General features: G+C 55.6%; 16 protein-coding genes and 1 tRNA gene. 4 read left to right on the top strand and 13 right to left on the bottom strand.

Going from position 1 to position 13,484, the window contains the following annotated elements; all coding sequences use genetic code 11:
• Positions 1-8 precede the first annotated feature (8 nt).
• The 3 genes from C0560_RS16875 to C0560_RS16885 form a co-directional block, all read right to left on the bottom strand.
• Positions 9-281, bottom strand: coding sequence for a GNAT family N-acetyltransferase (locus C0560_RS16875; RefSeq protein ID WP_248859107.1), 273 nt, complete (start codon positions 279-281; stop codon positions 9-11).
• Between the two features lie 10 nt (positions 282-291).
• The gene (yjdI, locus tag C0560_RS16880) at positions 292-522 is read right to left on the bottom strand and encodes a 4Fe-4S mono-cluster protein YjdI (RefSeq protein WP_123428592.1); all 231 of its coding nucleotides are present in this window, start codon (positions 520-522) and stop codon (positions 292-294) included.
• 68 nt (positions 523-590) lie between these two features.
• Positions 591-1,487: a LysR family transcriptional regulator gene (locus C0560_RS16885; protein WP_248859108.1), complete on the bottom strand. Its 897-nt coding sequence runs from the start codon at positions 1,485-1,487 to the stop codon at positions 591-593.
• An 86-nt stretch (positions 1,488-1,573) separates the two neighbouring features.
• On the opposite strand from C0560_RS16885, the gene C0560_RS16890 reads away from it, so the two are divergent.
• Entirely contained in the window at positions 1,574-2,359 is a 786-nt protein-coding gene (locus tag C0560_RS16890) for an NAD(P)H-dependent oxidoreductase (RefSeq protein ID WP_248859109.1), read from the top strand.
• Positions 2,360-2,396: 37 nt separating this feature from the next.
• Here the strand turns inward: C0560_RS16890 and C0560_RS16895 are convergent.
• Positions 2,397-2,470: transfer RNA gene (locus C0560_RS16895), tRNA-Gly, on the bottom strand.
• Positions 2,471-2,550: 80 nt separating this feature from the next.
• Complete coding sequence (actS, locus tag C0560_RS16900) at positions 2,551-3,297, bottom strand: amidase activator ActS (protein ID WP_255409576.1); 747 nt, start codon at positions 3,295-3,297, stop codon at positions 2,551-2,553.
• A 159-nt stretch (positions 3,298-3,456) separates the two neighbouring features.
• Between actS and idi the strand changes: the two genes are divergently transcribed.
• Positions 3,457-4,008, top strand: coding sequence for an isopentenyl-diphosphate Delta-isomerase (idi, locus tag C0560_RS16905; protein ID WP_248859110.1), 552 nt, complete (start codon positions 3,457-3,459; stop codon positions 4,006-4,008).
• A gap of 48 nt (positions 4,009-4,056) precedes the next feature.
• Here idi and lysS read toward each other — a convergent pair whose 3' ends face one another.
• The 5 genes from lysS to xerD all read right to left on the bottom strand — a co-directional run bounded on the left by lysS (position 4,057) and on the right by xerD (position 10,150).
• On the bottom strand, positions 4,057-5,574 hold the full coding sequence (gene lysS / locus C0560_RS16910; RefSeq protein ID WP_100779042.1) for a lysine--tRNA ligase: 1,518 nt from the start codon (positions 5,572-5,574) through the stop codon (positions 4,057-4,059).
• A gap of 9 nt (positions 5,575-5,583) precedes the next feature.
• Positions 5,584-6,682 (bottom strand): peptide chain release factor 2 gene (gene prfB / locus C0560_RS16915; RefSeq protein WP_100779041.1). Its coding sequence is split into 2 segments (ribosomal slippage): positions 5,584-6,606 and positions 6,608-6,682, totalling 1,098 coding nucleotides; the frame shifts between segments, so codons are not numbered across the junction.
• 90 nt (positions 6,683-6,772) lie between these two features.
• A complete protein-coding gene (gene recJ, locus C0560_RS16920) occupies positions 6,773-8,506 on the bottom strand; it encodes a single-stranded-DNA-specific exonuclease RecJ (protein WP_248859112.1) in 1,734 nt (577 codons plus the stop codon).
• Between the two features lie 5 nt (positions 8,507-8,511).
• Positions 8,512-9,225: a bifunctional protein-disulfide isomerase/oxidoreductase DsbC gene (gene dsbC, locus C0560_RS16925; RefSeq protein ID WP_107702898.1), complete on the bottom strand. Its 714-nt coding sequence runs from the start codon at positions 9,223-9,225 to the stop codon at positions 8,512-8,514.
• A 28-nt stretch (positions 9,226-9,253) separates the two neighbouring features.
• On the bottom strand, positions 9,254-10,150 hold the full coding sequence (gene xerD / locus C0560_RS16930) for a site-specific tyrosine recombinase XerD (RefSeq protein ID WP_100779038.1): 897 nt from the start codon (positions 10,148-10,150) through the stop codon (positions 9,254-9,256).
• Between the two features lie 100 nt (positions 10,151-10,250).
• On the opposite strand from xerD, the gene fldB reads away from it, so the two are divergent.
• The gene (fldB, locus tag C0560_RS16935) at positions 10,251-10,772 is read left to right on the top strand and encodes a flavodoxin FldB (RefSeq protein ID WP_100779037.1); all 522 of its coding nucleotides are present in this window, start codon (positions 10,251-10,253) and stop codon (positions 10,770-10,772) included.
• A gap of 4 nt (positions 10,773-10,776) precedes the next feature.
• On the opposite strand, the gene C0560_RS16940 is transcribed toward fldB, so the two are convergent.
• Together C0560_RS16940 and sdhE are read right to left on the bottom strand one after the other, a co-directional pair.
• Entirely contained in the window at positions 10,777-11,190 is a 414-nt protein-coding gene (locus C0560_RS16940; protein ID WP_100779036.1) for a protein YgfX, read from the bottom strand.
• Complete coding sequence (gene sdhE, locus C0560_RS16945; protein WP_095283258.1) at positions 11,171-11,437, bottom strand: FAD assembly factor SdhE; 267 nt, start codon at positions 11,435-11,437, stop codon at positions 11,171-11,173. Before sdhE ends, C0560_RS16940 begins: the two co-directional genes overlap by 20 nt.
• 267 nt (positions 11,438-11,704) lie before the next feature.
• Between sdhE and ygfZ the strand changes: the two genes are divergently transcribed.
• Positions 11,705-12,685 (top strand): tRNA-modifying protein YgfZ, encoded by a 981-nt coding sequence (gene ygfZ, locus C0560_RS16950; protein WP_248859114.1) that lies wholly within the window; start codon positions 11,705-11,707, stop codon positions 12,683-12,685.
• Between the two features lie 46 nt (positions 12,686-12,731).
• On the opposite strand, the gene C0560_RS16955 is transcribed toward ygfZ, so the two are convergent.
• Positions 12,732-13,391 carry a hemolysin III family protein gene (locus C0560_RS16955; protein ID WP_248859116.1) on the bottom strand — a complete coding sequence of 220 codons (660 nt, stop codon included), beginning with the start codon at positions 13,389-13,391 and terminating at the stop codon, positions 12,732-12,734.
• Positions 13,392-13,484: the final 93 nt, after the last annotated feature.

The raw sequence follows: 13,484 nt of genomic DNA on the forward strand, positions 1-13,484 counted from the left end.
TGCTGAAGTCAGGCGCGGAAATCGTCGTATTCGCGCGTTTTATCAAACTCGTGTTTGGCGAACGGGCACAGCGGGATAACTTTGCGGTTCTCCGCGCGCATTTTCTCGACCACTTTCGCCACCAGCTGTTTTCCTACGCCCTGCCCTTTCAGGCTGGCATCGACGTCCGTGTGCTCGATAATGCTCAGATGCTCCCCGGTCGGAACAAACACAATTTCAGCAACCTGATTCCCTTGTGCATCGTTGACGTAAAACTTGTTATGGCCTTCCAGAATATCCATGGTTCCTCGCTTATTTCTGGCGGTACTTCAGGGCACCGCTCGGGCAGGTATCAATCACTCTCTTGACCGTCTCGATATCCACTTCATCGGGGATGATCCACGGCTTACGCTTCAGATTAAACAGCTTGCTGCTGCCGCGCACGCAGTTTCCTGAGTGCTGGCATATCCCCGTATTGAAGTAGACATCGATCTTTTCCCCGGTATAGGCCCGGTACCCCGCGTCCAGTAAATCCTTATCCATGACATTGCCTCTGTTATTGTTATGCGTTCGGGATAAGCATAGCGCTGATATCACGAGGTGACTATGGCTCAGCCGAGCTGTTTCATCAGCATCTGACGTAGCCAGACGTGGCCCGCATCGCGATGCAACCGTTCATGCCAAAGCATCAGCATATCAAAGCCTTCCACGTCGACAGGCGGCGCTGAGACAGTTAATCCCGCTATATTACGCGTGAGCCTTTCCGGCACCACCGCCACCAGATCGGTTTTCAACAGCGCTTCGACCAGGAACAGGAAATGCGGCACCGACAGCACGACTTTTCGTGCCAGCCCGCTGCGAGCCAACGCCACGTCTGTAGCAGCCCAGAAGCCGCCGCCATCCGGGGAGACTATCGCGTGTTCGAGCTGTGAAAACTGCTTTGCCGTGACGCCCGTTCGGAGCGCCGGATGGTCGCGACGGCCTGCCAGAACATAGCGCTCGCTGAAGATCACCCGCTGATGTAATGACGCGGGCGCCCCCTCCCGGGTATGAAAAATCAGATCGATATCGCCCTGCTCAGCCTGCCGCAAAATCCGCTGCGGATTAAGCTCATACACGGCAAGGCGCGAGAGCGGCGCCGCCTGGCGGAGCGCTTCCAGCGCGGGCAGCAGGATTGCCGTCGCCATGTAGTCCGTTGCCGCCACGCGCCAGGTATTTTCTGATTTCTCTGGTTCGAATGATGCCGCCGGGGCGACCACCGACTCCAGAGCCGCCAGCGCCTGACGCAGCGGTTCCCGCAGGGCGTCGGCTCGGGCCGTTGGCCTCATCCCGCGCGGCCCCGGCAGAAGCAGCGGATCGTTAAAAACTTCCCGTAACCGCGCCAGCTGGACGCTGACGGAGGGCTGGGAGAGGTTCAAGCGCCTCGCTGCCCGAGTCACATTCAGCTCGTCGAGGAGTACCTGCAGCGTGAGGAGGAGATTGAGATCGAGCTGCGAGAAATTAATCATGGCAATACCTGTCATTGCGGTAATCAATTTTTACTATAACGGAGATTTCCCTATTCTGACGGGACTTTCTCTATCAGGAATCGCTCATGAATGTATTAATTGTCTTTGCCCATCCCGAACCCCGCTCGCTTAACGGACAGCTGAAAGATGAGGCTGTCAGACATCTGCAGCAGACCGGTCATCAGGTGCACGTTTCTGATCTCTATGGCATGAAGTGGAAGACCGTCCTGGATACCGATGATTCACTCGCCCCGTTGCGCGGTGAACGTTTTGACCCTTCCGTAGACTCCCGCTTTGCTTACGACAACGCCCAACAAGCAGCGGATATCGCCGCTGAGCAGGAAAAATTACGCTGGGCCGATGCCGTGATTTTCCAGTTTCCGCTGTGGTGGTTCTCAATGCCTGCCATCATGAAAGGCTGGTTTGACCGGGTGTACGCCAATGGTTTTGCCTACGGCGTGGGCGAGCACAGCGACCACCACTGGGGCGATCGTTATGGCGAGGGGAATCTGTCCGGCAAACGTGCGATGCTGCTGGTCACCACCGGCGGCTGGGAATCGCACTACGCTCCGCGTGGCATAAACGGTGCTATCGACGACATTCTCTTTCCAATCCAGCACGGGATGCTTTTCTACCCAGGCTTTACGGTGCTGCCGCCAATGCTGATTTACCGCACCGGGAAAACCGACGACGCGAAGTATGCCGGTTACCGCCAGCAGCTGACTGACAGGCTGGACAGTTTGTGGCACACAGCGCCGCTGAATTATCGTCGTCAGAACGCCGGAGATTATGAGATTCCTGCGTTAACCCTGCGTCCGGACCTTGCGAAAGGAAAAACGGGACTGGGAATACATCTGCAGGACAGTAATTGATATTGGTGTGAGTATTTTGGACTGGGTGGGGTAGAGCTGGAGCGGGCGAAGGGAATCGAACCCTCGTATAGAGCTTGGGAAGCTCTCGTTCTACCATTGAACTACGCCCGCTTTGAGGTGCGTAAGGCATTATAGACCTTACGCATGTTCACACAAGCCTCCCGACTGCTAACCGGTGAATAATTAACCGCTTAGCATTTCGGTTTGCTGCCCTGCGCCGGAAGGTAGCGCTGGGGATCAATCGCCGTTGCGCGATAGCGAATCTGGAAATGCAGCGCAACGGAACTGGCTCCCGTGCTGCCCATGGTCGCGATTTTCTGTCCGGCTTTTACGTTTTGTCCGTTATTCACCAGCAGCGTATCGTTGTGCGCGTAAGCGGTAATGTAGTCCTCACCGTGCTTAATCATGATCAGGTTGCCGTAACCGCGCAGCTGGTCGCCCACGTAAACCACCTTCCCTGCACCCGACGCATAGACTGGCGTTCCGCGCGCATTCGCAATATCAATGCCTTTGTTGCCACCTTCAGCGGTGGAGTACGGCATAATCACTTTCCCACTGGCAGGCCACACCCAGCAGCGTTGCCCGACCGGCGGCCAGGACGATTGCGGCACCGCATAAGACGGCGTCACTTTGGCGGTTTTACCTTTCGAGGAAGAGGATTTTTTCGCCGTCGAGCTACCGCTATTGAGCCTGAGCTTTTGCCCTATCTCGATGGTATAAGGTGCAGAAATATTGTTCAGGCGAGCCAGGTCTTTCACGCTCGTTCCGGTTGAGCGCGAGATTTTATAGAGTGTGTCGCCGCGCTTAACGGTGTAGACCGCGCCGGAGTAGCTTCCCGAATCCGCTGATTTACTGCCCGAACAGCCTGCCAGCATGAGCGTCAGCATCAGGCAAAAAAGGGCAATCAGGGGATTTCTTGTCAGGCTTCCTGCAAACAAAGCGGCTCCTCGGTCAGCGTAAATGGCGTCCTATGATAGCAGCCTGAATTCTGTTGCCAATCTTTGCTGCAAAGACTCTTTCCGCATTCAGCATTCAAGCCGCCAGCCAAAGAGTGAGATATAATGTTGCCATCCCGTCGTTCGGGTACTGGAGTCGGAATGAGCACACAAGAACACGTCATTTTGGTTAACGCCCAGGGAGAGGTCATCGGCACTCAGGAAAAGTATGCCGCCCACACATCGCATACCCCTCTGCATCTGGCTTTCTCTTCGTGGTTGTTTAACACCCAGGGGGAGTGCCTTGTCACACGTCGCGCCCTGAGCAAAAAAGCCTGGCCCGGCGTCTGGACCAACTCCGTCTGCGGCCACCCGCAAACCGGCGAACGTACCGAACACGCGCTTATTCGCCGCTGTCGGTATGAAATTGGCGCCGAAATCACAGATCTGACGCCCATCGCGCTGGATTTTCGCTACTGCGAAACGGACCCCTCAGGGATTGTCGAAAACGAAATTTGCCCGGTATATGCCGCAAAGCTGGTCAGCCCACTGAATCTCAATCCCGATGAAGTGATGGCGGTTCAGTGGGTTGTTCTGGAGTCGTTGTTCAGCGCTGTCGGCGCGACGCCGTGGGCCTTTAGCCCATGGATGGTGTCGCAGGTCGCCATCGCCCATAAAGCACTCAGGCAGTTCGCCGCCGATCTAAGGTCATAAAAAAAGCCCCGACGCGATGAACGCCGGGGCTTTTTGCATCTCAGTGACTTATTTTACCGGGCGCATCGCCGGGAACAGAATCACGTCGCGGATGGTGTGGCTGTTGGTGAACAGCATGACCATACGGTCGATACCGATACCCAGACCTGCCGTTGGCGGCAAACCGTGCTCCAGCGCGGTTACGTAGTCTTCGTCGAAGAACATCGCTTCGTCGTCGCCTGCGGCTTTCGCATCAACCTGATCCTGGAAGCGCTGCGCCTGGTCCTGCGCATCGTTCAGCTCGCTAAAGCCGTTACCGATTTCGCGGCCACCGATGAAGAACTCAAAGCGATCGGTGATTTCCGGGTTTTCGTCGTTACGACGCGCCAGCGGAGAAACTTCAGCCGGATACTCAGTGATGAAGGTTGGCTGAATCAGGTGCGCTTCGGCCACTTCTTCGAAGATCTCGGTCACGATACGGCCCAGACCCCAGCTCTTCTCAACCTTAATACCGATACTGTCAGCGATAGCTTTAGCGGAATCGAAGTTATCCAGATCGGCCATGTTGGTCTCTGGACGGTACTTCTTGATAGCTTCGCGCATGGTCAGTTTGACGAACGGCTTACCAAAGTCGAACACTTCGTCTCCGTAAGGCACTTCAGTGGTGCCGAGAATATCCTGCGCCAGGGTACGGAACAGTGACTCGGTCAGCTCGATCAGATCTTTGTAATCTGCGTAAGCCATATAGAGTTCCATCATGGTGAACTCAGGGTTATGGCGAACGGAGATGCCTTCGTTACGGAAGTTACGGTTGATTTCGAACACGCGTTCGAAGCCGCCAACCACCAGACGTTTCAGGTACAGTTCCGGCGCGATACGCAGGTACATGTCCAGATCCAGCGCGTTGTGATGGGTGATGAACGGACGCGCAGACGCGCCGCCTGGGATCACCTGCATCATTGGCGTTTCAACTTCCATAAAATCACGGCCAACCATGAACTGACGGATACCCGCCATAATCTGGGAACGGATTTTGAAGGTTTTACGGGATTCATCGTTAGAGATGAGATCCAGGTAACGCTGACGGTAACGCGCTTCCTGATCCTGCAGACCGTGGAATTTATCCGGCAGCGGACGCAATGCTTTGGTCAGCAAACGCAGTTCGGTACAGTGGATAGACAGCTCGCCCGTCTTGGTCTTGAACAACTTGCCTTTCGCGCCCAGGATATCGCCCAGGTCCCACTTCTTGAACTGCTCGTTGTAGATGCCTTCTGGCAGATCGTCACGGGAAACGTACAGCTGAATACGGCCGCCGACGTCCTGTAAAGTCACGAAAGACGCCTTACCCATCACACGACGAGTCATCATGCGGCCTGCAACGGACACTTCTACGTTCAGCGCTTCCAGCTCTTCGTTTTCTTTCGCGTCGAAGTCAGCGTGCAGCTGGTCTGAGGTATGATCGCGACGAAAATCGTTCGGGAATGGGATACCCTGCTCACGCAGTGCGGCCAGCTTCTCGCGACGGGTTTTCAGTTCGTTATTAAGATCGACTACCGCGTCAGTGCCCTGTGCTTGTTGTTCAGACATGTTGGTTCCTCATAACCCTGCTTTCAAACTTGCTTCGATAAATTGGTCCAGGCTGCCGTCCAGCACCGCCTGCGTGTTGCGGGTTTCAACCCCGGTACGCAGATCTTTGATACGGGAGTCATCGAGGACGTAAGAACGAATCTGGCTGCCCCAGCCGATGTCAGATTTGTTATCTTCCATCACCTGTTTCTCAGCATTCTTCTTCTGCATTTCCAGCTCATAAAGCTTCGCTTTCATCTGCTTCATGGCCTGGTCTTTGTTCTTATGCTGCGAACGGTCGTTCTGGCACTGTGTCACCAGCCCGGTTGGAATGTGGGTGATACGCACCGCAGATTCCGTACGGTTAACGTGCTGACCACCCGCACCGGATGCGCGGTAAACGTCGATACGCAGATCGGCCGGATTGATTTCGATGTCGATATCATCTTCCACTTCCGGATAAACAAACGCGGAGCTGAAAGAGGTATGACGACGGCCGCCGGAATCGAACGGGCTTTTACGCACCAGGCGATGAACGCCCGTTTCGGTACGCAGCCAGCCGTAAGCGTAATCACCGATGATTTTGATGGTCACAGATTTAATACCCGCGACTTCACCTTCAGACTCTTCAATGATTTCGGTTTTGAAACCGCGCGCTTCCGCCCAACGCAGATACATACGCATCAGCATGCTCGCCCAGTCCTGGGCTTCTGTCCCGCCAGAACCGGCCTGGATATCGAGATAGCAGTCGGCGTTGTCGTACTCGCCAGAGAACATGCGGCGGAATTCGAGCTGCGCCAGTTTATCTTCCAGCACGTCGAGTTCGGCGATGGTTTCGTTAAAGGTCTCTTCATCGTCGGCTTCGACGGCTAATTCCAGCAGGCCGGACACATCTTCCAGCCCCTGAGACATTTGATCCAGGGTTTCAACGATGGCTTCGAGGGAGGAACGCTCTTTACCCAGCGCCTGTGCGCGTTCAGGTTCGTTCCAGACGTCGGGCTGTTCCAGCTCGGCGTTTACTTCTTCAAGACGCTCTTTCTTGGCATCGTAGTCAAAGATACCCCCGAAGAACGCTGGAGCGCTCCGTGAGGTCTTGAATGCGGTTTTTTACCGGATTAATTTCAAACATGGTCTTTTTTCTTTATTGGACTAGTCAAAATGCGGTGATAAGAGCGGGATTGTACCGAATCCACGCCCTTTTTTATAGAGAATAGTGACGCTAAATTGGCCAGATATGATCGATGATAATCTGCAAACTGCGATTGCCGCGAAACTCGTTAATATCCAGTTTGTAGGCCAGTTCGACCTCGCGCACGCCGCTGTCGGGCCAGACGGTGGTATCGACGTTAAAGGCTATGCCATCCAGCAGCGGACCGCCGTTCACCGGCTCGACCATCACTTTCAGATGACGCTCACCCACCAGACGCTGTTGCAGCAGGCGAAAACGCCCGTCGAACAGCGGCTCCGGGAACATCTGCCCCCACGGCCCGGCGTCGCGCAGCATCTGCGCCACGTCCATGGTCATCTCCGCCGCAGACAGCGCGCCATCAGAGACCACTTCACCCTGCAGCAGTGACGGATCCAGCCAGTCGGTCACCAGCGCGCTGAACAGGCGCTGAAATTCGTCGAATTTCGCCTCTTCCAGCGATAAACCGGCCGCCATCGCGTGGCCGCCAAACTTGATCATCAAATTGGGATGGAGCGTGTCGAGGCGCTCCAGCGCATCGCGCATGTGCAGCCCCTGGATGGAACGCCCAGAGCCTTTCAGCGTGCCGTCTCCCGCAGGTGCAAACGCGATCACCGGACGGTGAAAACGCTCTTTGATGCGCGAGGCCAAAATCCCGACCACGCCCTGATGCCACTCCGGGTGATACATCGCCAGGCCGCCGGGTAGCGTCTCGGTGCTGCGCTCGAGTTTTTCGCACAGGGTCAGGGCTTCGGCCTGCATCCCCTGTTCGATCTCTTTGCGCGTCTGGTTCAGCGCATCCAGCTCATTGGCCAGCACGCGTGCCTCGCCGATGTTGTCACAGAGCAGAAGCGCCACGCCAACGGACATATCATCGAGCCGCCCTGCCGCATTAAGACGCGGGCCGAGCGCAAAACCGAGATCGCTTGCCGCCAGCTTGAGGGGATCGCGATTGGAAATTTCAAGCAGCGCTTTAATTCCCGGACGGCATTTCCCCGCCCGGATACGCCCCAGCCCTTGCCAGGTCAAAATACGGTTATTGGTATCCAGCGGCACCACGTCCGCCACCGTGCCGAGCGCCACCAAATCGAGGTATTCGGCCAGATTCGGGATCGCAATTCCGCGCGCCTCAAACCAGCCCTTATCACGCAGCAGCGCGCGTAGGGCCAGCATCAGATAAAAAGCCACGCCCACGCCTGCCAGCGATTTCGACGGAAAATCACAGTCGCGCAGATTGGGGTTAATGATGGCTTCAGCTGCCGGCAGCGTTTCACCCGGCAGGTGGTGATCGGTGACGATAACCGGGATCCCCAGATCGTGTGCCCGATCGACGCCGGCATGGGATGAGATCCCGTTATCGACGGTCAGGATCATCTGCGCGCCGCGCGCGTGCGCCTGATCGACCACTTCCGGGCTGAGACCATAACCGTCTTCAAAACGGTTTGGCACCAGATAGGTGACGTTATCGCAGCCCAGCGCGCGCAGGCTGAGGACGCTCAGGGCGGTACTGGTCGCGCCATCGGCGTCAAAATCGCCGACCACGACAATACGGGTCCCTTCACGCAGCGCGTCATAGAGCAATTCTGTCGCTTTTTCGACGCCGCTGAGCTGCTGCCACGGCAGCATCCCTTTGACGCTGCGCTCCAGTTCACTGGCCGTGCGAACGCCGCGCCCCGCGTACAGACGGCGAAGAAGCGGCGACAGGTCGGCAGGTAAATCAACGTTTTCATCCACCTCGCGGCGGCGCAATTTTGTCTTAGTTTTCACGCGGATTATTTACCGCCAAACTGTTTTTGGTGGGCGTCGAGGAACTCTTTCATCTCTTTTGGTCCCTGATAGCCCGGTACAACGTACCCGTTGCTCAGCACAATGGCTGGCGTGCCGGTGACGCCAAACTGCACGCCCAGCGCGTAATGGTTGGCGATATCAATATCGCAGGAGGCCGGTTTCACACCTTTGCCGTTCATGGCGTCATCAAAGGCTTTGTTACGATCTTTCGCACACCAGATGGCTTTCATATCCTGCTCTGGCTGGCTCTGCACGCCCGCGCGCGGGAACGCCAGATAACGCACGGTGATCCCCAGCGCGTTGTAGTCTTTCATCTCTTCATGCAGCTTGTGGCAGTAGCCACAGGTGATATCAGTGAACACGGTGATCACGTGTTTTTCCTGCGCCGCTTTATAGACAATCATCTCTTTTTCCAGCGCGTTCAGGTTTTTCATCAGCAGCTGGTTGGTCACGTTCACCGGCTGCGCGCCGCTCACGTCATACATTGGGCCTTGAATGAAGTGCTTGCCGTCTTCGGTCACATACAGCACACCGCTGTTGGTCAGCACGGTTTTCATTCCGGCAACGGGCGCAGGCTGAATATCGCTGCTGGTCACGCCGAGTTTTGCCAGCGACTGTTTGATCGCTGCGTCATCAGCATGGGCAAAACCGGTAAAAGAGGCTGCCAGCAGGGAGAACAGCACTAAAGATTTTTTCATTTTCAATCCTATCACTATGGTTCGGCACTCACGCTCGTGGGTGGTGCTGTTGGTGTAGCTGCCGCAGGCGTTCTGTCGCTACGTGGGTGTAGATTTGCGTCGTAGAAAGATCGCTGTGCCCCAGCAGCATCTGCACCACGCGCAAATCGGCGCCATGGTTGAGCAAATGCGTCGCAAAGGCATGACGCAGAACGTGCGGCGAAAGTTTTTCACTGTCGATGCCTGCCAGTGTGGCGTAATGTTTAATGCGATGCCAGAAGGTTTGTCGCGTCATCTGCTGCGCGCGCTGGCTGGGGAACAGAACATCAATCGATACACCGTTCAGAAGCCACGGGCGTCCGTGCTCCAGGTAGTTTTCCACCCAGTAGACCGCCTCTTCGCCGAGCGGCACCAGCCGTTCTTTATTCCCCTTACCGATCACCCGCACTACGCCCTGACGCAGGCTGATGTCGCTCATGGTTAAACCGACAAGTTCCGAGACGCGCAGCCCGGTGGCATACAACACCTCAAGCATGGCTTTATCGCGTAACTCCAGCGGCAGGTCAACCGCCGGGGATTGTAAAAGCCGATCGACCTGAGCCTCGCTGAGATCTTTCGGAAGACGCTGCGGAAGCTTGGGCGACGCCAGCAGCGCGCTGGGATCGTCGGCGCGCAGCTTCTCGCGATACATATGCTGGAACAGGCGGCGCATCGCACTCAGCAAGCGGGCAGAGCTGGTGGCTTTATAGCCGCCCTCCATACGTTCGGCCAATAAGGCCTGGAGATCGTCATGCTGCGCCTGTTCAAGAGACAGGTCACGGTGCGCCAGCCACTCCACCAGCAGGGTTAAATCGCGGCGATAAGCGCTAAGCGTATTCTCCGCCAGATTTTTTTCCAGCCACAGCGCATCGAGAAATTGTTCGATGAGGGCGAGATCCTTTTCCACGTCTGCTCCTGTGATTCTGCTATCGGCCATTATGACGTAATGGTACAGGTTTCTGGTACACTACGCGCAAAGTCAAAGCAAGTATTGAGAAGTTTACGCGATGAATATTGGTCTGTTTTATGGTTCCAGCACCTGCTACACCGAAATGGCCGCGGAGAAAATTCGCGACATCATTGGCCCGGAACTGGTGACTCTGCACAATCTTAAAGACGACGCGCCCACAGAGATGGAGCAGTACGACGTTCTGATTCTTGGCATTCCGACCTGGGATTTTGGTGAATTACAGGAAGACTGGGAAGCCATCTGGGATCAGCTCGATTCGCTTAATCTTGAAGGCAAAATCATTGCGCTGTACGGCATGGGCGATCAGCTGGGTTATGGCGAATGGTTCCTGGACGCGCTCGGGATGCTGCACGATAAACTCGCGCCGAAGGGCGTCACGTTTATCGGCTACTGGCCGACAGAAGGCTACGAGTTCACAAGCGTCAAACCGATCATCGCTGATGGCGAACTCTTTGTCGGACTGGCGCTGGATGAAACCAACCAGTACGATCTCAGTGAAGATCGCCTGCAAAACTGGTGCGAGCAAATTCTGGGCGAAATGGCAGAGAAGTTTAGCTGATTTCTTAGCGTCCTGGCGTCGGCTGCTGCATCACCATCCGGCGCAAATCACGCCACTCGCTGGCATCCATACTGTCTGCTGACAGCCAAAGATGCTGGCAACGCGCCCCTTCCTCTTTACGCAGGCGAAACATCATCCCGGAATTCAGCATCCAGGGTGTGCCGACGATCTCCCACTCTTTGCCCTGCCAGCGCAACCGCGAGTCCATCAGCAGTTTGATCTCACCCTGACGGGCGTTGATACGCCGCTGACTGCGCACACTGTCGAACACCACCAGCGAAAGAAGCAGCATCCAGAGCGGTGTATAGCTAAGCGGCCACGGCATCAGCAAAATAAAAGCCGCCACAATGCCGTGGAGTAAAAGAGACATCCACTGTGAGCGCCACGAGACGCGCAGATCAGATTGCCACAGGACCACGTTCCCGATTCCGTGTTTGAATTAATTGCACCATCCGCTGCAACTCGGTGTCGGCGGGTTTGCCATGATTCATCAGCCAGTTGAATAAATCAGGATCGTCACTCTCCAGCAGGCGGATAAACAGACGTTTATCATCATCGCTTAAGCTGTCGTACTCATATTCGAAGAAGGGCATGACGGAAATATCAAGTTCACGCATGCCGCGACGGCACGCCCAGTGGATACGGGCCTTGTTGTTAATGTCCATGTCGATTTCCTGCTTAACGTTTCTTCTACCTCTAAGAGGGACGATTTCTAGTGTAACGTGTTTTTTGCTGTTTCATTACTGGAATATGAACAACTGGAAGCACGCTTCCAGAATAAACCCTGCAATCTAAGCGGATTACTCTGTTCTACGTAGCGCTACGCAAGAACAGCGATAAGGCACAATTGGGCTGCTGAAAGCACTTGCAATGACTACAGTCTCTTTTACCATTAGGCACTATCGAAGCGTTATGCAATTCAGGACATCACTATGGCTTTTACTCCATTTTCTCCTCGCCAGCCTGTCGCCTCTGCGCGTCTGCCGCTGACGCTGATTTCTCTTGATGACTGGGCGCTGGCGACCCTCACCGGCGCGGATGCCGAAAAGTATCTGCAAGGCCAAGTGACCGCCGACGTGGGCCAGATGACTGAGCACCAGCATCTGCTGGCGGCGCATTGCGATCCCAAAGGTAAGATGTGGAGCAATCTGCGCCTGTTCCGTCGTCAGGACGGTTTCGCCCTGATCGAACGCCGCAGCCTGCGCGATGCCCAGCTCACTGAGCTGAAGAAATATGCGGTATTTTCCAAGGTCACTATCGCCGCAGATGACGAACACGTTCTGCTGGGCGTTGCCGGTTTCCAGGCACGCGCGGCACTGAAAAATCTGTTCAATGAACTGCCGGATGCGGAAAAACAGCTGGTGAGCGAAGGCGCTACCTCGATTCTGTGGTTTGAACATCCTGCCGAACGCTTCCTGTTGGTCACCGATGTGGCCACCGCCGGGCGCGTCACGGAAGCGCTGCGCGGTGAAGCGCAGTTCAACAACAGCCAGCAGTGGCTGGCCCTGAACATCGAAGCCGGGTTGGCGGTTATTGATGCCGTTAACAGCGCGCAGTTTATCCCGCAGGCAACGAACCTGCAGGCGCTGGGCGGCATCAGCTTTAAGAAAGGCTGCTACACCGGTCAGGAGATGGTGGCGCGTGCGAAATTCCGCGGGGCCAACAAACGCGCCCTGTGGTATCTGGCAGGCCATGCCAGCCGCGTACCGGAAGCCGGAGAAGATCTGGAGCTGAAAATGGGCGACAATTGGCGTCGTACAGGCACTGTGTTGGCCGCCGTTCAGCTGGATGATGGTCGTCTACTGGTACAGGTGGTGATGAATAACGACATGGAGCCGGACAGCGTGTTCCGCGTGCGTGACGATGCCAACACCCTGAGCATTGAGCCGCTGCCGTATTCGTTAGAAGAGTGAGTGTTTAGTTTTTTTGCCCGGCAAGCGTAACGCCGCCGGGCACAAATCAAACCTGTCCGACGTACAGATAAATCGCCAGGAAGTGACACACGCTGCCGCCTAACACAAAGCCGTGCCAGATAGCGTGGTTGTAAGGAATGCGTTTGCAGACGTAGAAAATCACCCCCAGGGAATAGACCACACCGCCCACCGCCAGCAGCGTTACGCCGCCCGCCGCTAACTTCACCGCCAGCTGATAGACCACAATCAGCGACAGCCAGCCCATCGTCAGATAGGTCACCAGTGAAAGCACTTTAAAACGGTGCGCAATGGTGAGCTTAAACAAGATCCCCAGCAGCGCCAGGCTCCAGATGACAATCATCAGGCCGCGCGACAGAGTCGAGTTTAACCCTACCAGTAAAAACGGGGTGTACGTCCCGGCAATCAACAGATAGATCGCGCAGTGGTCGAATTTCTTCAGCCATCGTTTTGCCCGCTGATGCGGAATGGCGTGATACAGGGTCGAGGCGAGAAAAAGCAGGATCATACTCCCGCCGTACAAGCTGTAGCTGGTGATCGCCATCGCGTTCGCGTTGGTGTCGAAGGCCTGAACCAACAACAACACCAGGCCCACAATGCCGAACACCAGGCCGATGCCATGGCTGATACTGTTGGCTATTTCCTCAGCCAGTGAATATCCCTGCGCAGTTAATGGTTTGCTAACCATAGAGGACTCCGGGAAAACATAAGATCATGATGTATCGCTTAACTATGCTAACTGAGAATGATTTCAGTGAACACCTGTTAGCTAAAATAAATC

This window comes from Lelliottia sp. AC1, from assembly GCF_023278595.1.
Taxonomy (GTDB): Bacteria; Pseudomonadota; Gammaproteobacteria; order Enterobacterales; family Enterobacteriaceae; genus Enterobacter; species Enterobacter nimipressuralis.

Bases quoted from the DNA above. Each gene is read 5' to 3' on its own strand.
- ygfZ (WP_248859114.1), top strand. From the start codon at position 11,705: ATGGCTTTTACTCCATTTTCTCCTCGCCAGCCTGTCGCCTCTGCGCGT.
- lysS (WP_100779042.1), bottom strand. From the start codon at position 5,574: ATGTCTGAACAACAAGCACAGGGCACTGACGCGGTAGTCGATCTTAAT.
- C0560_RS16890 (WP_248859109.1), top strand. From the start codon at position 1,574: ATGAATGTATTAATTGTCTTTGCCCATCCCGAACCCCGCTCGCTTAAC.
- C0560_RS16955 (WP_248859116.1), bottom strand. From the start codon at position 13,391: ATGGTTAGCAAACCATTAACTGCGCAGGGATATTCACTGGCTGAGGAA.
- fldB (WP_100779037.1), top strand. From the start codon at position 10,251: ATGAATATTGGTCTGTTTTATGGTTCCAGCACCTGCTACACCGAAATG.
- C0560_RS16875 (WP_248859107.1), bottom strand. From the start codon at position 281: ATGGATATTCTGGAAGGCCATAACAAGTTTTACGTCAACGATGCACAA.
- dsbC (WP_107702898.1), bottom strand. From the start codon at position 9,225: ATGAAAAAATCTTTAGTGCTGTTCTCCCTGCTGGCAGCCTCTTTTACC.
- yjdI (WP_123428592.1), bottom strand. From the start codon at position 522: ATGGATAAGGATTTACTGGACGCGGGGTACCGGGCCTATACCGGGGAA.
- sdhE (WP_095283258.1), bottom strand. From the start codon at position 11,437: ATGGACATTAACAACAAGGCCCGTATCCACTGGGCGTGCCGTCGCGGC.
- C0560_RS16885 (WP_248859108.1), bottom strand. From the start codon at position 1,487: ATGATTAATTTCTCGCAGCTCGATCTCAATCTCCTCCTCACGCTGCAG.
- idi (WP_248859110.1), top strand. From the start codon at position 3,457: ATGAGCACACAAGAACACGTCATTTTGGTTAACGCCCAGGGAGAGGTC.